This is a genomic window from Ruegeria atlantica (genome assembly GCF_013032005.1).
Lineage (GTDB): Bacteria > Pseudomonadota > Alphaproteobacteria > Rhodobacterales > Rhodobacteraceae > Ruegeria > Ruegeria atlantica_A.
On sequence record NZ_WQBE01000001.1, the window covers coordinates 624,779 to 643,984 of the forward strand.

Below are 19,206 nucleotides of genomic sequence, written 5' to 3' on the forward strand. Positions count from 1 at the left end.
TTTGGTCAGTTAATCTGTTGAAATACCGCTTCGGTCAGCTCATTCAATGAGAATGGTTTCGGCAAGAAGGCCGAATGCGCGATTTCCGGCCCGGAATCACCAAAGGCCCCTTCGGTATAGCCAGACATGAAGATCACCCGTACATCCGGACGCGTTTTCATCGCCTGACGCACCCAGGTTGGCCCATCCATCCCGGGCATGACCACATCGGTGACAAAAACATCGACATTCAACGCCCCGTCCTCAAGCAAGCGCAGTGCCTCTTCTGCCGACCCGGCCTCAAGAACGGTATAGCCCTTCAACCTTAATGCGCGTGTTGCAAAGGCACGCACCGGGGCCTCGTCTTCAACCAACAGCACAACACCCTCGCCCTGCCGAGCGCTTTGCATTTCGACCGCGGGCAACGCCTCTTGCTGAACTTCCTGAGGCGCCGCGGACACCGGAAGGTAGACAATGAATTCAGTTCCATGTCCCGGAAGGCTGTCGACAAAAATGAACCCGCCCGTTTGCTTGACGATTCCATAGACAGTGGACAAGCCCAACCCCGTACCTTCGCCAGTGCGCTTGGTCGTATAGAACGGCTCAAATACCTTTTGCAGCTTGTCTGCCGGGATACCAGTGCCGCTGTCGATTACCTTGACGGTCACGTATTCCCCCGGCTGAACCGTGGCACGGTCGCGTGTGAAGGGTTGGCTCAGCAAGACCACCTCGGTCTCAATCCGAATCTCGCCGCCATCCGGCATGGCGTCGCGCGCGTTCACAACTAGGTTCATCAGCACCTGCTCTAGCTGTCTTTTGTCCGCCCGGACGGGTTTCAGAACCGGATCATGGCTGAGTATCAGGCGCACTTTTTCGCCCACCAACCGGTTCAGCAGGTGGATCAGATCCGAGATCGTATCGCGCAGGTCCAGCACCTCGGGCTGCAAGGTTTGTTTGCGCGAAAACGCCAGCAGCTGACTGACCAGAGCCGCAGCCCTGTTGGCATTTTGGTTGATCTGAACCAGATCGCCGTAGTTCGGGTCATTTTGGTCGTGCCGCAAAAGCAGCAGGTCGCAATGCCCGGAAATGGCTGTCAGCAAATTGTTGAAATCATGGGCAACGCCACCGGCCAACTGGCCCACCGCCTGCATTTTCTGACCCTGCACGAACTGTGCCTCAAGCGTTTTGAGTTCAGTAGCGTCATTCAACACCGCAATCAGGCAGACCTGCCCGTTGTTCACCACACGGTTTAAGGTGACCTGAACAAAAATCTCTTTGTCCTGGCGGGTCAGACGCAGAAACTCGGACCGCATCGTGGGTTCTTGTGCGGCGGTCCGCCCCAACCAATCCAAGATTGGATGCCCCAGCCCTTGCATGATCTGATCGACATTGGTTTCGTCGGGCTCGATATCGCCGATCAACTTTACCGCCAGCCGGTTCGCCTCGAGAATACGACCATCGGGGGCAAGGCGCATGATCGGCACTGGCAAATCGGCAAAGGATGTACCACTGCTGGCTTGCCGGTCCTGCGCCACAGGCAACACAAGCAGGTTTCGCACAGTGCCGGACCAGCCGAGTTCGCATACAATGGCTGAAACCGCACCCCTTGTTGTCTGAACCTGTACAATTTCACCCTGCGTAAGAGAATCGCTCGTGAGCACTTCGTTCAGCGCGTCCGGCCTCTGCCCCAGCATATGCGCCGCTGCGTCATTCACCCGCAGCAAAGTACCGTTGCGCCCCTCGGTCAGGACCGGGATGTTGACCTCGTCCCACTGTCCTGGCGTATCCAGATGAAAACGCCAGCAAAACCGACCCTGACCAACGTTGAACACTGAAACCGGGATCGTTGACCCAACGGTCACAATGTCTTCGCGGGCTTTGCCATAAATTTCAGCCGATGACTGCAGTCGAAGCAAAATAGCCGGAGGGTTCGCGAACAGGGATTTCAGGCACTGCTCTAACCGACTGCCTGCAAAGGCCTGAAACTGCGCGCGTGCCTCGGGGTTGGCGGCCAGAATTTCGCCTTGGGCGTTCGCAATCACGCAGGGAAACAGATCTTGCTCTGCGAAAACGGCCATGGTTTTCACCGCATGCTGCGCCAAATAGTCCGTGATCTTCCCCCGAAGAACCACCAGAAACGAAGCGGCCAGAAGGGATACGCCCGCAACCATGAAGCCTGTATGCCAAACGTCGGGCAACAGCCCTAAAACCGGCGTCAGGCTTAGAAGCGCACCGATGACAACCAAAGAGGCAAGTCGCAGGCCGGATGGGGTTTTGTGGTCAGACGGATCGGCGAATACTTCCGTAGTGTCAGTCATAAACAACTCAAGTCGATGGGCTTTGGCGTAGTCAGCCCAAATAAGGTTAATGTCCGATTAAGCGAAACCGGATACTCTCCCTAAAGTTGCTATGCTCTGACGCACTATCGCGTCAAGTGTGCCGTGAAGAAACCATCAGCTCCGTGCGAAACAAGCCACGTTTTGCGAAATGCCTCGGACCACTCTGGATTGGCGCGCAGAAAGGAGGCGACGACAGCTCCGTTTTCATCCTCCAACATAGAACACGTCGCATAGGCCAAGACACCGCCCGGCGCGACCATTGTCGATAGCTTATCCAGAATGGTCGATTGAATTCCGGTAAGCTCCTGCAAGCGACTTTCGGTTAGCGCCCACTTGCCCGCAGGCGCACGTCGCCACGACCCGCTGCCCGAACATGGCGCATCCGCGAGAATGACATCAAACGGCTTTTGCTGTTCGAGTTGGTCCGTGGACACGATCTGAATCCGCACCCCTGCACGTTCCGCGCGCGCTGGCAGGTCGCGCATCCGGCCTGCGTTTACATCATGGGCAAACACCTCGACCCCCTGATGCGCCGCCAGGGCCAACGACTTACCACCCCCACCTGCGCAATAGTCCAGAACCCGCATCCCCGGGCGCAGATTCAAAGCGGCCACAACGGCCTGACTGGCGGCATCCTGAAGTTCGACCAACCCCATTGCATAGGTCCGGCTTTGGGCGATCTTGCGCGCGCCTTGGGTCACTTCCAAGGCTGTTTCGCAAGTTGGATGCGGGGCGGCTGTTATGTCTTCAGCCGCTAGCGATTTGCTTGCGAAAGCTACATCCGTTTTGACCAGATTAACCCGCAGATGCACCGGCGCGCGGTGTTGCAGCGCCCGCGCGACGGCAACTGCTTGATCTCCCAGTGAGGACTGAAATCTGGGCCAGAGCCATTCGGGAATGTCCAAAGACTCGGCATCCGAACGAAAATCACGCCCGACCTCACACTCAGATAAAACCGCGGGCGCGTGACGGGCGCCTGTGAACAAATCCTCCGGCCGTTCGCCAGAGGCGCGAAGCGCACCGATCATCAAACATCGGCCAGTGTCAGCACCACCCAGCGCCGCATAGGACCGCTGACACCGCAATGCATCAAACACATGATCACGAACCGCAGCACGATCCTTGGACCCGGCAAACCGGCTGCGTCGCGCCCAGTTCGTCAGAGACTTCTCGACGGGCATACCCGACAGAATCTGGTCAAGGATTTCAATCGAAGCCTGAATACGAGCGGCCGGGGTCATGGTGTATTCCGATGCTGTTGTCTTGGCGCGTAAAGATGCGCTGAAAACGCAAAACGGCGCCCTGATCCGGACGCCGCATTACGCATTGGATGCAATTACATCACCCGGTAGTTCGGGCTTTCACGGGTGATCTGCACGTCATGTACATGGCTTTCTTTCAGGCCCGCACCAGTGATTTTGACGAAATTGCAGTTCTTGCGCATCTCTTCAACTGTGGCGCAGCCAGTATAGCCCATCGCCGCGCGCAAACCGCCAACCAATTGGTGAACCACCGCGCTGGCCGACCCTTTGTAAGGCACCTGCCCTTCGATCCCTTCGGGAACCAGCTTGTCGTTGGCCGCATCCTTCTGGAAGTAACGATCCGCCGAGCCGCGCGCCATCGCGCCCAGGCTGCCCATGCCGCGGTAAGATTTGAATGAACGGCCTTGATACAGGATCACCTCGCCCGGGCTTTCATCGGTGCCCGCGATCATCGAGCCGACCATCGCACAGGATGCGCCCGCCGCAATCGCCTTGGCGAAATCGCCCGAGAATTTGATGCCACCATCGGCAATCACCGGAACATCTCCGGCGGCCGAAGCGCAATCCATGATCGCTGTCAGCTGAGGCACCCCGACCCCCGCAACCATCCGCGTCGTACAGATCGACCCAGGCCCGATACCAACCTTGATCGCATCCGCGCCGGCATCGATAAGTGCCTTGGTCGCTTCACCCGTTGCCACGTTACCCGCAATGATCTGAACCTCATTTGACAGCGTCTTGACACGCTTCACCGCGTCCAGGACGCCTTGGGAATGACCATGCGCGGTATCGACCACGATGATGTCGACACCGGAATCCACCAGTTGTTCAGACCTTTCAAACCCGGCATCCCCGACCGAGGTCGCCGCAGCCACACGCAAACGACCCAGGCGGTCCTTGCAGGCCGTTGGATTCAGCACCGCTTGTTCGGTGTCCTTCAACGTCAGCAGGCCGGTCAGCTTGCCCTCGCCATCGACCACCAGCAGCTTTTCGATCCGACGGGCTCGCATCAGGCTTTTGGCCTCTTCCAGATCGGCGGGCTCTTTCAGCATCGCCAGATTGTCCGAGGTCATCATCGCCTTGATCGGCGTATCATCCGAGGTTGCAAAACGCATGTCACGGTTGGTCACGATACCAACGACGCGACCTTGGTCATCAATCACCGGAAAGCCAGTAAAGTTGTAACGCTGCACCAGCGCCTGCGCATCTGCCAGCGTCTGATCCGCGCGCAGGGTCACCGGGTTATACACAATGCCGGACTCAAACCGCTTGACCCGCCGCACTTCGCGGGCCTGTTCTTCGGTTGTCAGGTTCTTATGAATAACGCCAATGCCACCGGCCTGCGCCATGGCAATGGCCATGCGCGCCTCGGTCACCGTGTCCATGGCCGAGCTGAGCAGCGGGATGTTCATGGTAATCTCACGGGTCACGCGCGTGGTCGTGTCCGCCGTCGCAGGCAGCACCGTCGATGCCCCCGGAACCAAGAGTACGTCGTCAAAGGTAAGTGCCTCACGAATCTGCATCTGCTAACCTCATGCAAAAGCCCGTTTGGCGGTGACCCTATTACATGGATTCATCCCAAGGAAAAGCCCCTGACCTAAACTAGTTTCCCCCCGCAAGCCGCTACCGCAGTAAAAAACGACGTTCATTATCCAAAACGTGCCGCGGAATGCCCTTTCCCTTTGCGCACAAACCCATATCTTGCCGGCAAACGCGCGAATACAAAAAGGCAGGCCAGATATGACCACCGATCCCCTTGTTGTCTTTACCCCCTCGGGCAAACGCGGGCATTTCCCCGTCGGCACCCCGGTTCTGACCGCTGCCCGGCAGTTGGGCGTCGACCTGGATTCGGTCTGTGGCGGGCGCGGGATCTGTTCGAAATGCCAGATCACGCCCAGCTATGGAGAGTTTCCCAAGCACGGCGTGACTGTATCCGACGACGCGCTGAGCGAATGGAACGCGGTCGAACAGCGTTACGACGACAAGCGCGGGTTGAAAACCGGTCGCCGTCTGGGCTGTCAGGCGACGGTTCAGGGCGACATCGTGATCGACGTACCACCTGAAAGCCAGGTACACCGGCAGGTCGTCCGCAAGGCTGCCACCGCGCGCGCCATCACCATGGACCCGGCAACCCGGCTGTATTTTGTGGTGGTGGAAGAGCCCGATATGCACTCACCCACCGGCGATCTGGAGCGGCTGGAGCGTGCCTTGCGCGAACAGTGGCACATCGATGCCGTCACAGCCGATCTGTCGCTGATGTCCAAGCTGCAGCCGGTTCTGCGCAAAGGTAAATGGGAAGTTACCGTTGCTGTTCACAAAGGGCACAAGGATTCGGTCGCGAAGGTCGTTGAAATCTGGCCCGGCCTCCATGAAAGCGGGTTGTATGGGCTGGCTATTGACCTTGGCTCAACCACCATTGCCGCCCACCTGACCGATCTGGAAACAGGTGAGGTTAAGGCATCATCGGGCCTGATGAATCCACAGATCCGCTTTGGCGAAGATCTGATGAGCCGCGTGTCATATTCGATGATGAACCCCGGCGGCGATCAGGAAATGACAAAAGCCGTGCGCGAGGCGATCAATGACCTGTCCACCTCGATTGCGGATGAAGCTGGGATTGATGCCGACCTGATCGTCGAAACCGTATTCGTCTGCAACCCGGTCATGCACCATCTACTGCTGGGGCTGGACCCGGTTGAACTTGGTCAGGCGCCGTTTGCTCTGGCCACGTCGGAAAGCATGTCTCTGCCCGCGCGTGAGATGGACCTGACGAAAATGAACCCACGCGCGCAGGTCTATATCCTGCCCTGCATCGCGGGTCATGTCGGCGCCGACTGTGCCGCCGTTGCCCTGTCCGAGGAGCCCGGAAAATCCGAAGACCTCGTTCTGATCGTCGATGTCGGCACCAACGCCGAAATTCTGCTGGGCAACACCAGCCGCGTTCTGGCTTGTTCCTCGCCCACAGGTCCTGCATTCGAAGGCGCACAGATCAGTTCCGGCCAAAGGGCCGCCCCCGGAGCCATTGAAAGGATCGAGATCGACCCCGTTACCAAGGAACCCCGCTTCCGCATTATTGGTTCCGAGAAATGGTCTGACGAAGATGGCTTCGATCAGGACGTTGCCACCACCGGTATCACCGGCATCTGTGGTTCGGGCATCATCGAGGCGGTCGCTGAAATGCGCATCGCCGGGTTGCTGGATGAAAGCGGTCTAATTGGGTCGGCCGAACAAACTGGCACCACGCGCTGCGTGCCTGAAGGCCGCACCCATGCCTACCTGATCCATGACGCCAGCGCCGAGGGCGGCCCGCGCATAACCGTGACCCAAGGCGACATCCGTGCCATCCAGCTGGCCAAATCCGCGCTTTATGCCGGTGCGCGCCTTCTGATGGATGTCATGGAGGTCGATAAAGTGGATCGCGTGGTACTGGCCGGAGCTTTCGGTGCGCATATTTCGACCAAACACGCGATGGTTCTGGGCATGATCCCCGACGCGCCGCTGGACAAGGTCTCAAGCGCGGGCAATGCGGCGGGCACCGGTGCGCGGATTGCGCTGTGTAACATCACCGCCCGGTCGGAAATCGAGCGCGTCGTGCGCGAGATCACCAAGGTTGAAACCGCAATTGAACCCAAGTTCCAGGATCATTTCGTCGCCGCAAACGCTATCCCGCACAAAACCGATCCGTTCCCGGAGCTGTCGCAGGTGGTCACCCTGCCCTCACCTACCTTCAACTCGGCCGGAGGGGCCGATGAAAAGTCTGGTCGCCGACGCCGACGCCGGTCATAGTCGCGTCACCTGAGAGAGGCGATCATGCAAGCAGCGAACGAAGAACAGGCCGAATTCTGGAGCAATTCTCCCTCTGGTGCCAATTGGCTCACCTATGAAGAGCAGATGGATGAGATGTTGGCCCCGGTTCTTGATCTGGTCTTAGACAGAGCCGGGCTGCAACCCGGCATGCGGGTGCTGGATATCGGCTGCGGCACCGGTGCAAGCAGCGTCAGGGCGGCAGAGTTCGTAGGCGAAAACGGTCACGTACTGGCGGCGGACTTCTCGCAGCCATTTCTGGACCGCGCGGGGCAACGGGCCATCGAAAAAGGGTTGTTAAACATCGACCTCCAACATGCCGATGCCCAGACCCACCGGTTTGTCGAGGCAGACCGCGACGCAATGATCTCGCGTTTTGGGGTGATGTTTTTTGAAGACACGGTCGCTGCCTTTGCCAACATGGCACGAGCGTTGAAGCCGGGTGGTCAGATGACCTTTGCCGCTTGGGGACCATTAGACAGAAATCCCTGGTTCAAGACACCGCATATCATCGCATGTGCCCGACTGGGCAACCCACCTGTAATGGATCGAAACGCCCCCGGCCCATTGGCCTTTCATGACCACGAACGGATCTCTGGCCTACTGGACCAGGCTGGCCTGACCGATATTCGTGTCGAACAAGTACCTGTCTTACTGCGCATTCGCGGAACGATCGAGGATTGCGCAACCTTGTGTACACGTATCGGTCCGGCGGCCCGTCTGATCGCCTATTTTGAAGGGGATGCCGAGGACGTATTGAATATCCAGCAAGGAATTACAAAGGCATTTCAACCGTATGCGTCTGAAAAAACCGTCGAAATCCCGGCTTTGATCAACCTGTTTCAGGCGCGAAAATCTGAGTAATTGGAGCGGGTAGCGGGAATCGAACCCGCGCGTTCAGCTTGGGAAGCTGACAGGCTACCATTACATCATACCCGCCGCGTGGCGCTGAATAGCACCGGCGATTGATTAACCGCAAGCGTCTTTCCATCTCAGCTCCCATTTTACTCGGTCCGGGCACGCAGGTCGTCGATCAGGGATTGATCCACATCCAGCGCCTCGCATGCCGCATCCAGCGTGCGCTGATCCAGATGCTGGGGGTTCAGGTCGATATCTTTCGAAAAAGCATCAACAATTGCCTGCATTGCTTTGATTCTTGCATATTTCTTGTTGTTGGCAGGGATCACACACCATGGCGCGACATCGGTTGAGGTACGGGCCAACATTTCATCTACGGCAACTTCTGCTTCGGCCCATCGTTCGCGGTTGCGAAAGTCCTCATAGGTCAGTTTCCACCGCTTCATCGGGTTGCGTAGGCGTTCTGTGAACCGCTCCATCTGTTCTTGCTGAGAAATGTGAAAGAACAGCTTTACGATGCGGGTGCCGTCATCCACCAGCATGCGTTCGAAATCGTTGATCTCGCGATAGGCTGCGCGCCAGCGCTCTTCCGGGGTGAACTTCTCGATCCGTTCGACCAGCACCCGGCCATACCAACTGCGATCAAAAGCAGAGATCGCGCCTTGAGGTGGCAACCTCTCCCAAAACCGCAATAGGTAGTGACGGTTCAGATAATAGTTTCGGGGCGCCCCAATCGGCCACACTTTGAAACTGCGCGGATCCAGAGCCTGACTGATCCGTCGGATCGTGCCGCCCTTGCCTGCCGCGTCCCATCCTTCAAAGACCAGCACGCCCTTGGTTCCGTGAAACAGAAACGCCTGTTGGATCAGCGCCAATTGCGCCTGCAACTCGGCCAGTTTCTTGAAATAGCTCTGCTTGCCCAATTTCAGGTTCAAGTCCGCGTCGGCGAGCTTTGGGGGGTGATGTCGGGTCATGATTGCGCTGGTCCTTCGTCATCTGTCCCAATCAGTCTGACCCGCCAACCTCGCCTTAGCCTTGATTGGTATCAAAAACGAAAAAGGCTGGGCGCGAGGCCCAGCCTTTTCACTGTATTTGGTGTCCGGTTCAGGACGCGCGGCGACGACGACCACCACCGCGACGGCCACCAGCAGCGCCTGCGGCACCTGCTTCGTCCGGCGCTTTGTTGAACCTGATCCACTCCCCGCCATGCGGGTCGTTATTGGTCAGCAGGTTGGCGGCACGAATGGCCTCCATTTCCTTGCCAGCGCGCGGCTTGGTCGAACCCAGGCCAAACATCTGGACGAAAGCCTCGTCATCCATGCCTTCGGGCAGGATGATGCCAGCGGCTGTAACGGCCTCTTTCTTCTCGGCAATCTTTTTCTGCGTCACCGGCAAAGCGACCGGGTTCATAATCGCCGAGGTCATGCCAGCGCCCATTGCCATCGGCAGGAACGCGTTATTGATGCCGTGACGGTTCGGCAGACCGAACGAGATGTTGGAGGCACCGCAAGTGGTGTTCACGCCCAGTTCCTCGCGCAGGCGACGGACCAGAGCGAACACCTGCTGGCCTGCGGTTGCCATGGCACCGATGGGCATAACCAGCGGGTCAACGACGATGTCATGGGCCGGGATACCGAAATCAGCGGCACGCTCGACGATCTTTTTGGCAACCTCGAACCGCACATCGGGATCTTCGGAAATACCGGTGTCGTCGTTCGAGATCGCAACGACTGGAACGTTGTACTTTTTGACCAGCGGCAGAACCATTTCCAACCGCTCTTCTTCGCCGGTGACCGAGTTCAGCAGTGGACGACCTTCCGCGGCTTCCAAACCCGCTTCCAAAGCGCCGGGAACTGAGGAGTCAACGCACAGCGGCACATCGACCAGCCCCTGTACCAGCTCGACAATCTTGCGCATCAGCGGCGGCTCGGTCTCGTTCGGGTTGGGGTTCGAGTTGTAGACAACGCCTGCGTTGATATCCAACACTGTGGCCCCTGCGGCGACCTGTGCGATGGCGTCTTTCTCAACGGTTGAGAAGTCGCCCGCTTCCAGTTCTGCGGCCAGCTTTTTACGACCGGTCGGGTTGATCCGCTCACCGATGACGCAAAACGGTTCGTCAAATCCCAGGACGGCTGTTTTTGTTTTTGATTCTACGACTGTACGGGTCATGTCCGTTCCTTAAGCGTTTGCAGGCTTTGCCGAAGCGCCGCCGTTATTGATCGCCCAGTTGGCGTTGGTCTTGATGCCACCAAGCGGGAAGAAGTGTACGTTGGTGATGTTGAAATCCGGGTTGGCCGCTTTGTGGTTGGCCAGCTCAGTCACAACATCGGTCGGTTCATACGGCAGCAAGAGCTTCGAGACATCCATGGCGCGTTTTTGCAGAACCTTCAGCGACGGGCCAACACCGCAGGCGATGGCGAATTTGATCAAGGTCTGCAGCTTGGCCGGGCCCGCGATGCCAATATGGATCGGCAGGTCGATGCCGGCTTCTTTCAGGCTGTCGGCCCATGCGATTATCGGCTTGGCGTCAAAAGCAAACTGGGTTGCCAGAGCCATTTCCGCATCGGTGGTTTCCGAGAATTTCTGCTTCCAACGCAGCGCGTCGTCGACATTCTTGGTCGAGCCGTCCGGGTCAATGTCCTTGTTGCCCTCGGGGTGGCCCGCCACGTGCAGACGCTTGAAGCCTGCCTTGTCGAACAGGCCGGATTCCAGCAGTTGCATCGAGCTGTCGAAATCACCGTGCGGATTGGCGACACCACCGGCCAGCAACAGCGCTTGATCAACGCCCGCTTCGCCCTGATACATCGAGATCCAGTTCTCTAACGTGGCCGCATCCTTGATGATCCGCGCCGGGAAATGGGGCATCACGGGATAACCTTCGTCGGCGATCCGCTTGGCGGTCTTGACCATATCTTCGATGGGCGTGCCCTCAATATGGGCGATGTAGACGCGGGTGCCTTCGGGCAACAGCGCGCGGAAATCTTCGACATTTTCGGCGGTGCGCGGCATCACCTCGATCGAATAGCCTTGCAAAAAGGCTTCGACGGTCGGATTCACAGGGCCGTTTTCGACCGCATCACGTTTCTTGAAGTTCAGCAAAGCCATTGCGGCCTCCCATATAGATTTTGGGCTCATGCCCAACCGTCATTGGCGATCAGAGCCTTGATGCGGTCCTGATCGTATTCCGTTTCCAAACGCACGGCCTCGGCCTCGGCAATCTCGGACGGGTCGCCCTCGACAGCAAAGGGTTCGGCCTTGCGCCACTCGGCCAGATAGGCATCGCTATCCTTGGCGTTCACTTTCATCGCAGCCCGGTCGATGGCTTGTTCGAACCGCTCCTCCAACTGCCGCTTTGCGCCACGACGGCCTTTGCCGACGATGACTTGGGCGGGAATATCGCGCCAGTATACGATGGTGACGTCAGGCATTGCCGTTGATTCCTCCTAACCAGATGGATCGGTTCTAGACTTCTATATGGGTCAAAGTCGGTCGATTTTCGACACAAGCAGTCTTTCAAACGACGTTTTTGTCCCCCACAGGATACGGCGCTTGTACTCAATTCTCGCGCAAATGCGCACATCAAAATACTCATCACTTTAATGAGCGTCTTGCACGAAACATTTGGCCGACCTATGGTCGGGGTAACTCGAAAATCGGAGGGCGTTGAAGATGGCGCCCAAGCGTCCCAAAGGTGCGGGCGCGTTCCCCAAGGCGGTCGAAAGCCCCGCGCCGGCAAGACCCGATCCAGATGCGTTATATGCGGCGCTGGATCTGGGAACAAATAGCTGCCGCATGTTGATAGCCCAACCCAAGGGTAGCGGGTTTCATGTGGTAGACAGCTTTTCCAAATCCGTGCAACTGGGCGCGGGGCTGGAACGGACCGGACGGCTGTCTCGGTCGTCGATGGCGCGCACCATTCAGGCACTGCGCATCTGTCAGCAGAAACTGAAGCGAAACAAGGTCAAACGGATGCGCCTGGTCGCGACCGAGGCCTGTCGGCGCGCCAAGAATTCTCGCGACTTCATCCGGCAGGTAAAACGCGAAACTGGCCTGACTCTGGAAATCATCCAGCCCGAGGAAGAGGCCCGCCTGGCCGTGATCTCGTGTGCGCCGCTGGTGTCGACCAAGACCGAACAGCTATTGGTCGTAGATATCGGCGGCGGTTCGACCGAGTTGGTGTGGATCGACGTCTCTTCCGTACCGCGTCGGGATCGTCCGGCGGCGATTATGCGGCTGCACCACGGGTTTCATACAGCCGATAGCCCTTTCCCGGCAGCAAAAGTGGTGGATTGGATCAGCGTTCCGTTGGGGGTGGCCACTCTGCGTGACCAGTTCAATGATGTCGAAGACGACTCGGCTCGTTTCGCGCTGATGAGCTGGTTTTTTGAAGAAAACCTGGCCGATTTTGCCCCTTACAAGGACGAACAGGCCCGCGAAGGGTTTCAGATTGTCGGTACTAGCGGCACGGTAACGACCGTGGCCGCCTCGCATCTGGGGCTAAAGCGTTATGACCGGACCAAAGTGGACGGTTTGCGCATGACCAGCGATCAGATTGACAAAGTCATACGGGGATACTTAGAACTCGGCCCACTGGGGCGGCGGCGAGATCCGCGTATCGGCGATGACCGGCAGGCCCTGATCATGTCCGGCTCAGCCATTTTGCAGGCATTGCTTCGCTGCTGGCCCACTGACCGCCTTTCCGTGGCGGATCGTGGGCTGCGCGAAGGCCTGCTTTATGCGCAGATGAGTGCGGACGGTGTATTGGAAGACGGACCGTTCTAATGGCGAAGACACCAAGTGGCAAAAACAACTCGGGTCGCGGACAGCGCGACCTGAAGGTCAAGGTCAAGACTGCGCGCGGGCGCAAGCTCAGCTCGACCCGTTGGCTTGAGCGGCAGTTGAACGACCCGTATGTGAAGCGCGCGCAAGCGGATGGCTATCGCGGACGTGCGGCCTATAAGATTTTGGAACTGGATGACAAGTTCCGCTTTCTCGTTCCCGGTGCGCGCGTGGTCGATCTGGGTTGTGCGCCCGGTGGCTGGCTGCAGGTAGCCGTTAAACGCGTCAATGCGCTGGGCGAGCGATCTGGCAAACGGATTGGAACCGTTCTGGGCGTCGACTTACAAGAGGTTGAACCGGTCGCAGGTGCCGAGGCGCATGTGCTGGACTTCATGGAAGACGATGCCGACGAAATGGTCAAAGCCTGGCTGGGCGGCAAGGCAGATGTCGTGATGTCCGATATGGCGGCGTCGTCGTCCGGGCATAAGCAAACCGATCACCTACGGATCATGGCCCTGTGCGAAACCGCGGCCTATTTTGCCTTCGACGTGCTGGAAGAAGGCGGCACGTTTGTCGCCAAGGTTCTGGCCGGGGGGGCCGAGGGCGATCTGCAAAAGTTGTTGAAGCAAAAGTTCGAAAAGGTGGCAAACGTAAAGCCCCCTGCGTCACGGTCTGACAGTTCCGAGAAATTTGTTGTCGCCACGGGATTCCGCGGCTGACTTAATCATCAAGCCAGCTTCGATCACCGGTCAGGAATTGCTCGCGCAGCGACGCGGCAGCTGTGCTTTGCAACAGCAGGGCTTCGCCATGGTTGATATATTCTGGCTTTCTCGCCTGCAGTTCAGCGATCCTCTGGCCCAGGGACAAAGGATTTTGCAGCTGCGATGTGTGAACCGGTTTGTCAGACATGGGTCACCTTAGGGTCTGGCGGTGTTTCTAGCTTGACCCATGGTTAACCCAATAATTAGTCGGGAACGTGGCAAAATCCGGGCCACGCCATGCCGGTTTACGGGGTCAGCTGAGCCTTGAGCTGCAGCAATCCCGGATCTTTAGGCAGTATGTCTAGCCCCTCTTGCAGTACGGTGCGCGCGGCCTGTGGCCCACGATTAATCTGCGCCAACTGCACCAACATTGGCCAGGCCTCGGCGCGCTGTGGGTCAAGGGTGACAACTTCGCGAAAGGCTAGCTCAGCCGCAGGTGCGTTGCGGAACGTCAACGCCATTCCACCCAAAACAAGATGGGTTTCAGGGAAATCCAGCCGGTTCCCGATTGCACCCTGCCATTCGGCCATGCTCTGCGCCACTTGTGTTTGCTGCTCCGACGTCAGCGCCTGAGCCGGAATGTTCAGGAACTCTTTGGCTGCCGAAATACGCACGTTGCGCATCGGGTCAGAAAGCAACGGTTCCAACCGCCCTACCCGGTCCGGCAGCGCTGCCTCACGTTGCAACGCTGCTGCGTTGGCGCGCACTAAGGGGTTAGTGTCCGACAGCATTGGTGCCGTTTTTGCCGCAACCTCGGGCGACGCGAAGGGCTGCAGCAGATACGCCGCCGTGGCGCGCACGATGCCAGCCATGTTCGGGTCAGTCGCTATTTCCAGCAAAGCCTCTGACCCGTCAGCCTGCCCGGTCAGAGCCGCCTGAAACGTCGTCCCGAAATGCTCACGACGTTGGGCGGAGTCAGGAAACCACCCTTGGATTTGTTCCGCGGCCCAGGCTTGATCTTCGGATTGGTGGCAATCGGTACAGGCGTCCTGCCCCAACCCCAGATCAGGGCGCGGGATGCGAAAGCTGTGATCGCGTCGCCAATCGACACCCATATATACCCGCTCGATCATATGACAGGATACGCACTGGGCGCCTGCGCTGTCGTCCGGGTGATGATGATGCGCCGGTGTATCGTAATCTTTGGCCGTCAGGGTAGGGAAAGCTGGATTTCCCGCCGGGGAATGGCACTGGGTACACACGCCATTGCCTTCGGCTTTCAGTTCGGCACTGTGCGGGTCATGGCAATTCATGCACCCGACGCCCTGTGCATACATCTTGGACTGCAGGAATGAGCCGTAGACATAGACCTCGTCCAAAATCTGGCCGTCAGGGTGATAGAGGCCTGGGCGTAGCACCGACAGGTTGTAAGCGTCATGATAGGGCGTTCCCGGCACCGGGTTTCCATCGCCGTGTGCTTCACGCCGGGAATGACAACCGGCGCATTGCTGGATTTCCGCCTCAGTCTGGCCTTTTCCCCAATCCATGGTGAACCCAAACGCACTCAGATCAGCGTCGATGTTTTTTCCTTGCGTCCAGTCGATATGGGCCGAGGATGGGCCATGGCAGGCTTCGCACCCTACCCCAATCTCAGCCTGAACTGAGCTGTAATTGCGGGTCTGCCCATCGTAATTCTTTTCAAACCCGGTCGCGTGGCATTCAGCGCAACGAGCGTTCCAGTTCTTATACGGCCCGGTCCAGTGCAGACCATCATCCGGGGGAAGGTCCTGATCGGGATAGAGGTGATACCAGCGTTGTTCGCTTGTATCCCAAACCACATCGAAACTCTGCAAACGGCCGGGTTCGATTTCGAACAAGTATTGCTGCAACGGTTCAATACCGACCACTGAATGCAGATCGTAAAGGGTTGTAGTGCCATCCTTTTCGGTCACACGGGCCTGCACCATATCGCCTGTCTGGCTGAACTCGACAGACATGTCGTCATGATCAAACCGCGTATCATCAAAATCAGCCGCGACGTGCCCGTCTTCTACCTTGGTCCAGGCCAAAGCGTGATGGGATGCAGACCAGGCCTCGGCCTCAGCCTTGTGGCACGCGATACATTGGTCCGAGCCGACATACTCGGGCGATTGAGCAAATGCGAATAACGGTGCGAGCAGCCCGAAAAGAAAAATTGCTGTTCTCACGCCGCTTGCCCGTCCAGCTCATCCTGCATATCCATCAACGCCCCGTTATATTCGGCACCCAGGATCAGCATCGCGGCACACAGATACAGAAAGATCAGCGCGGCCATCGCCCCGGCCAGACCTGCGTAGGTGGCGCTGTACGAGGCGAACTGCGCGATATAAACCGAAAACCCCCAACCTCCCGCAGCCCAAAGGGCAAGCGTCAGCACAACGCCCGGCAGAATCTGGCGCAGCTTGTGCCGTCCCGTTGGCAAGACCAGATGTGCCAGGACAACTACTCCTGCGGGAACGGCTACCGTGAATGTCCAGCGCAGACGATCCACCGACAACCAATCGGACACGTTCACATCCGTCTTCTCGGACACCAACTGCGTATAGACTGGCAGAACCACTTCGACCGCCGCTATGATCATGATTGTAAGACCACCAACAATCACCAGCCCCAGACACAACAGCCGCGTTTTCCAAAACGGCCAACTGTCGTGGTCGTGATAGGCTTGATTCATGGCCTTGCGCACGGCCAATACCCCGTTTGAGGCAAAAAACACCGCCAGCAAACCGCCCAAAGTGATTACCCCTGAACCGGATTCCGTCAGGACCGAGCGCAGTTCAGCCACAATCGGCCCGGCCACATCTTTTGGCCAGGCACCAAAAATCAACTCGATCAATTCGTCGGTGACGTATTCCTGTGACAGTGAACCTGCCAAAGCCACGGTAAACAGGGCAAACGGAAAAAGCGCCAACATTAGAGACATGGCGACATGGCTGCTCATGACGAAGCCGTTCTTGGCGTCAAAGCGGACAATAGCCACCCAAAGTGCCCGAACCGGTCGGCTCAAATAAGGAATCACACGCGCGTTCATTCCCAAAGCCTAACCTGCCTGTGGCACCCAAAGAACCGGCAATCCCGCGAACTACCCAAATAATCTCAGACAAAGGTTTGGACGCATTGCATAATCCGGCTCTGCTGTGCAGGATCGCTATACGCGCCAAGGACAGTTCCCGAGACAGGCCAAGCTATGACACTGGACAATGACGAAACCACAACACCGACAAAGCTGAAGCTTTCCGTTGTGCGCGACGTGTCGATTGTGGCAACGCTGCTGGTGCTGGGGCTATACGCAGGTTCCGCGTTTCTGATCCCGCTGACAATGGCCTTGCTGGTCAATGTCCTGATCATCGCACTGAGCGACCGGATCATCGCCCTGACCCGCATGCCGGTGTGGTTGGCCAATGTGGCCGGTGTCACCGTCGTTTTGGCCGGGTTGTTCGTGATCATGTATATTTTGGGCAGCCAGGCCACTCAATTCGCCCGCACGATCGGCACTTACGAAAACCAGTTCGACGAGACGGTCAACCGCGTCACCGGTTGGGTTGGCAATGACGTGACCACATTTATCCGCGACAACCTGATCAACATCGACATGTCTTATATCGCGCGCGTTCTGTTGGGCAGCGCTACATCCCTGCTGAACCAGTTTTTCCTGATTAGCCTATATGTCGCCTTCCTGATGGCCGAACGATTGGCCTTTCGCAAAAAGATTCAACTGGCCGCGGGCGATCCCAAAACGGGTATTGAATTCGCTGCCATTCTGGATGCGATCTCGTTCAGCCTGCAACGCTATGTCGGTGTGAAAACACTGATCAGCCTGATCACAGCAAGCATCAGCTACTCAGTTTTCAAGATACTTGGACTGGAATTCGCCGAGACCTGGGCCGTCTTGACCTTCGCGCTGAACTTCATCCCGTCCATCGGCTCGATCATCGCGGTGATCTTCCCATCCCTGATCGCGTTAGTGCAATTTGAAAGCATCGGACCATTCCTGATGATCATCTTGGGCTGCGGCACGCTTCAATTCCTGATCGGCAACTTTCTGGACCCCGCGCTGCTGGGACGTTCGCTGAACATGTCCACTTTTCTGGTCATTCTGGCGCTGATGTTCTGGACCACGATCTGGGGTTTGATCGGGGCGTTCCTCAGCGTGCCGCTCACCGTTTGCATCCTGATCGTCTTTAGCCATATTCCGGCCCTGCGTCCGATTGCGATCCTGATGTCTCTGGACGGAAGGCTGGGGGAAGACATCCGCCATGGTGTCGCTAGCTAGACGATGCCTGCGCCCCTGTTCATCGGATCCGAGATCTATCGCAGCTCGACCTATGGTTCAAAACACCCGCTGGCCATTCCGCGCGTGTCTACCGTCATGGATCTGTGCCGGGCGCTGGGGTGGTTGACGAGTTCGAACTATCGCGTCAGCCCGTGCGCAAAACCTGCTGCACTTCACGCATTTCATACACCTGATTATATCGAAGCGTTGCAACAGGCTGAGCGTGATCAGGCCGTATCGGATGAAACGCGGGCGAAATACGCGCTGGGCACATTGTCGAACCCAGTATTCACCGAGATGTACAGACGTCCCGCCACCGCCGCTGGTGGATCAATGTTGGGTGCAGAGCTGGTCCGTGATGGAGGCATCGTCTACAGCCCGGCCGGCGGCACGCATCACGGCCTGCCGAACCGCGCCAACGGGTTTTGTTATCTGAACGACCCGGTTTTGGCGATCCTGACCTTGATGAAGAACGGCCTCGACCGGATCGTCTATGTTGATATCGATGCGCATCATTGCGACGGGGTCGAGGCCGCCTTTCGCGGTTCAACTAAGGTTCGCATGATCTCGGTTCACGAAGCGCGGCGTTGGCCGTTCAGCGGAACTTTGACCGACAACGCAGGTGGGGCCGCGTTCAACCTTCCGGTTGGGCGAAACCTCAATGATGACGAATTCGATGCTATTATTGATCAACTTATCCTACCCGCGACCGCATCATTTCGACCACAGGCCATCGTAATGCAATGCGGCGCGGATGCCGTAGCCGAGGACCCGCTGTCGCGTCTGACGTTGTCAAACAACGCCCACTGGCGCACCGTTGCCAACCTGCGCGATATGGCGCCCCGACTGTTGGTCCTGGGCGGTGGCGGATATAACCCCTGGTCCGTCGCACGGCTGTGGAGCGGCGTTTGGGCGACCCTGAACAAGATCGACATACCCGAGACACTGAATGCCACAGCGCGATCGGTGCTGGGTGACCTGACCTGGAGCCGCGCGGCTGGAAAACGCCCTCCACGACACTGGTTCGAAACCTTGTGCGACACGCCGAACCACGGCGATATTCGCCCCGAATTGCAGAACGACCTGCAACAATTAGCGGCCCGGATTTCATAGTGGATTGGTGGCGATAACGCTGCTAACCTTCGATCATTATTAAATATTCCTGACCATTC

Annotated in this window: 16 protein-coding genes and 1 tRNA gene; 6 read left to right on the plus strand and 11 right to left on the minus strand. The window is 57.9% G+C overall.

What is annotated here, in order from left to right:
- Positions 1 to 5: 5 nt before the first annotated feature.
- From GOX21_RS03090 to guaB, 3 genes are all read right to left on the minus strand, one after another.
- On the minus strand, positions 6 to 2,297 hold the full coding sequence (locus GOX21_RS03090) for a hybrid sensor histidine kinase/response regulator (protein WP_170375408.1): 2,292 nt from the start codon (positions 2,295 to 2,297) through the stop codon (positions 6 to 8).
- A gap of 104 nt (positions 2,298 to 2,401) precedes the next feature.
- Positions 2,402 to 3,559: an RsmB/NOP family class I SAM-dependent RNA methyltransferase gene (locus tag GOX21_RS03095; RefSeq protein WP_170375410.1), complete on the minus strand. Its 1,158-nt coding sequence runs from the start codon at positions 3,557 to 3,559 to the stop codon at positions 2,402 to 2,404.
- Positions 3,560 to 3,654: 95 nt separating this feature from the next.
- Positions 3,655 to 5,103, minus strand: coding sequence for an IMP dehydrogenase (gene guaB / locus GOX21_RS03100; RefSeq protein WP_170348767.1), 1,449 nt, complete (start codon positions 5,101 to 5,103; stop codon positions 3,655 to 3,657).
- Between the two features lie 217 nt (positions 5,104 to 5,320).
- On the opposite strand from guaB, the gene GOX21_RS03105 reads away from it, so the two are divergent.
- On the plus strand, positions 5,321 to 7,366 hold the full coding sequence (locus tag GOX21_RS03105; RefSeq protein WP_170348768.1) for an ASKHA domain-containing protein: 2,046 nt from the start codon (positions 5,321 to 5,323) through the stop codon (positions 7,364 to 7,366).
- A 24-nt stretch (positions 7,367 to 7,390) separates the two neighbouring features.
- Positions 7,391 to 8,248, plus strand: a complete 858-nt coding sequence (locus GOX21_RS03110) for a class I SAM-dependent methyltransferase (RefSeq protein WP_170375412.1) — start codon at positions 7,391 to 7,393, stop codon at positions 8,246 to 8,248.
- Between the two features lies 1 nt (position 8,249).
- Here the strand turns inward: GOX21_RS03110 and GOX21_RS03115 are convergent.
- The 5 genes from GOX21_RS03115 to GOX21_RS03135 all read right to left on the minus strand — a co-directional run bounded on the left by GOX21_RS03115 (position 8,250) and on the right by GOX21_RS03135 (position 11,670).
- Positions 8,250 to 8,323, minus strand: a tRNA-Gly gene (locus tag GOX21_RS03115).
- A gap of 65 nt (positions 8,324 to 8,388) precedes the next feature.
- A complete protein-coding gene (locus GOX21_RS03120) occupies positions 8,389 to 9,216 on the minus strand; it encodes a polyphosphate kinase 2 family protein (protein ID WP_170358554.1) in 828 nt (275 codons plus the stop codon).
- A gap of 130 nt (positions 9,217 to 9,346) precedes the next feature.
- The gene (locus GOX21_RS03125) at positions 9,347 to 10,411 is read right to left on the minus strand and encodes a methyltetrahydrofolate cobalamin methyltransferase (RefSeq protein ID WP_170348771.1); all 1,065 of its coding nucleotides are present in this window, start codon (positions 10,409 to 10,411) and stop codon (positions 9,347 to 9,349) included.
- A 9-nt stretch (positions 10,412 to 10,420) separates the two neighbouring features.
- Positions 10,421 to 11,347, minus strand: a complete 927-nt coding sequence (locus tag GOX21_RS03130; RefSeq protein ID WP_170375414.1) for a methylenetetrahydrofolate reductase — start codon at positions 11,345 to 11,347, stop codon at positions 10,421 to 10,423.
- Between the two features lie 26 nt (positions 11,348 to 11,373).
- Positions 11,374 to 11,670: a virulence factor gene (locus GOX21_RS03135; RefSeq protein WP_170324990.1), complete on the minus strand. Its 297-nt coding sequence runs from the start codon at positions 11,668 to 11,670 to the stop codon at positions 11,374 to 11,376.
- Between the two features lie 241 nt (positions 11,671 to 11,911).
- Between GOX21_RS03135 and GOX21_RS03140 the strand changes: the two genes are divergently transcribed.
- Together GOX21_RS03140 and GOX21_RS03145 are read left to right on the plus strand one after the other, a co-directional pair.
- Positions 11,912 to 13,024 carry a Ppx/GppA phosphatase family protein gene (locus tag GOX21_RS03140; RefSeq protein WP_170358558.1) on the plus strand — a complete coding sequence of 371 codons (1,113 nt, stop codon included), beginning with the start codon at positions 11,912 to 11,914 and terminating at the stop codon, positions 13,022 to 13,024.
- A complete protein-coding gene (locus GOX21_RS03145) occupies positions 13,024 to 13,740 on the plus strand; it encodes an RlmE family RNA methyltransferase (protein ID WP_170348775.1) in 717 nt (238 codons plus the stop codon). The genes GOX21_RS03140 and GOX21_RS03145 overlap by 1 nt, the downstream gene beginning before the upstream one ends.
- 1 nt (position 13,741) lies before the next feature.
- On the opposite strand, the gene GOX21_RS03150 is transcribed toward GOX21_RS03145, so the two are convergent.
- The 3 genes from GOX21_RS03150 to GOX21_RS03160 form a co-directional block, all read right to left on the minus strand.
- Positions 13,742 to 13,930, minus strand: coding sequence for a hypothetical protein (locus GOX21_RS03150; protein ID WP_170348776.1), 189 nt, complete (start codon positions 13,928 to 13,930; stop codon positions 13,742 to 13,744).
- A 97-nt stretch (positions 13,931 to 14,027) separates the two neighbouring features.
- Positions 14,028 to 15,929, minus strand: coding sequence for a multiheme c-type cytochrome (locus GOX21_RS03155; protein WP_170375416.1), 1,902 nt, complete (start codon positions 15,927 to 15,929; stop codon positions 14,028 to 14,030).
- Positions 15,926 to 16,792 (minus strand): YihY/virulence factor BrkB family protein, encoded by an 867-nt coding sequence (locus tag GOX21_RS03160; protein WP_170375418.1) that lies wholly within the window; start codon positions 16,790 to 16,792, stop codon positions 15,926 to 15,928. Before GOX21_RS03160 ends, GOX21_RS03155 begins: the two co-directional genes overlap by 4 nt.
- Before the next feature lie 156 nt (positions 16,793 to 16,948).
- On the opposite strand from GOX21_RS03160, the gene GOX21_RS03165 reads away from it, so the two are divergent.
- Entirely contained in the window at positions 16,949 to 18,034 is a 1,086-nt protein-coding gene (locus GOX21_RS03165; protein WP_170348779.1) for an AI-2E family transporter, read from the plus strand.
- Positions 18,035 to 18,037: 3 nt separating this feature from the next.
- Entirely contained in the window at positions 18,038 to 19,147 is a 1,110-nt protein-coding gene (locus GOX21_RS03170) for an acetoin utilization protein AcuC (RefSeq protein ID WP_170375420.1), read from the plus strand.
- The last annotated feature ends 59 nt before the right edge of the window (positions 19,148 to 19,206 follow it).

Coding starts and splice junctions, on each gene's coding strand:
- GOX21_RS03090 (WP_170375408.1), bottom strand. CDS start 2,297: ATGACTGACACTACGGAAGTATTCGCCGATCCGTCTGACCACAAAACC.
- GOX21_RS03095 (WP_170375410.1), bottom strand. CDS start 3,559: ATGACCCCGGCCGCTCGTATTCAGGCTTCGATTGAAATCCTTGACCAG.
- guaB (WP_170348767.1), bottom strand. CDS start 5,103: ATGCAGATTCGTGAGGCACTTACCTTTGACGACGTACTCTTGGTTCCG.
- GOX21_RS03105 (WP_170348768.1), top strand. CDS start 5,321: ATGACCACCGATCCCCTTGTTGTCTTTACCCCCTCGGGCAAACGCGGG.
- GOX21_RS03110 (WP_170375412.1), top strand. CDS start 7,391: ATGCAAGCAGCGAACGAAGAACAGGCCGAATTCTGGAGCAATTCTCCC.
- GOX21_RS03120 (WP_170358554.1), bottom strand. CDS start 9,216: ATGACCCGACATCACCCCCCAAAGCTCGCCGACGCGGACTTGAACCTG.
- GOX21_RS03125 (WP_170348771.1), bottom strand. CDS start 10,411: ATGACCCGTACAGTCGTAGAATCAAAAACAAAAACAGCCGTCCTGGGA.
- GOX21_RS03130 (WP_170375414.1), bottom strand. CDS start 11,347: ATGGCTTTGCTGAACTTCAAGAAACGTGATGCGGTCGAAAACGGCCCT.
- GOX21_RS03135 (WP_170324990.1), bottom strand. CDS start 11,670: ATGCCTGACGTCACCATCGTATACTGGCGCGATATTCCCGCCCAAGTC.
- GOX21_RS03140 (WP_170358558.1), top strand. CDS start 11,912: ATGGCGCCCAAGCGTCCCAAAGGTGCGGGCGCGTTCCCCAAGGCGGTC.
- GOX21_RS03145 (WP_170348775.1), top strand. CDS start 13,024: ATGGCGAAGACACCAAGTGGCAAAAACAACTCGGGTCGCGGACAGCGC.
- GOX21_RS03150 (WP_170348776.1), bottom strand. CDS start 13,930: ATGTCTGACAAACCGGTTCACACATCGCAGCTGCAAAATCCTTTGTCC.
- GOX21_RS03160 (WP_170375418.1), bottom strand. CDS start 16,792: ATGAACGCGCGTGTGATTCCTTATTTGAGCCGACCGGTTCGGGCACTT.
- GOX21_RS03165 (WP_170348779.1), top strand. CDS start 16,949: ATGACACTGGACAATGACGAAACCACAACACCGACAAAGCTGAAGCTT.
- GOX21_RS03170 (WP_170375420.1), top strand. CDS start 18,038: ATGCCTGCGCCCCTGTTCATCGGATCCGAGATCTATCGCAGCTCGACC.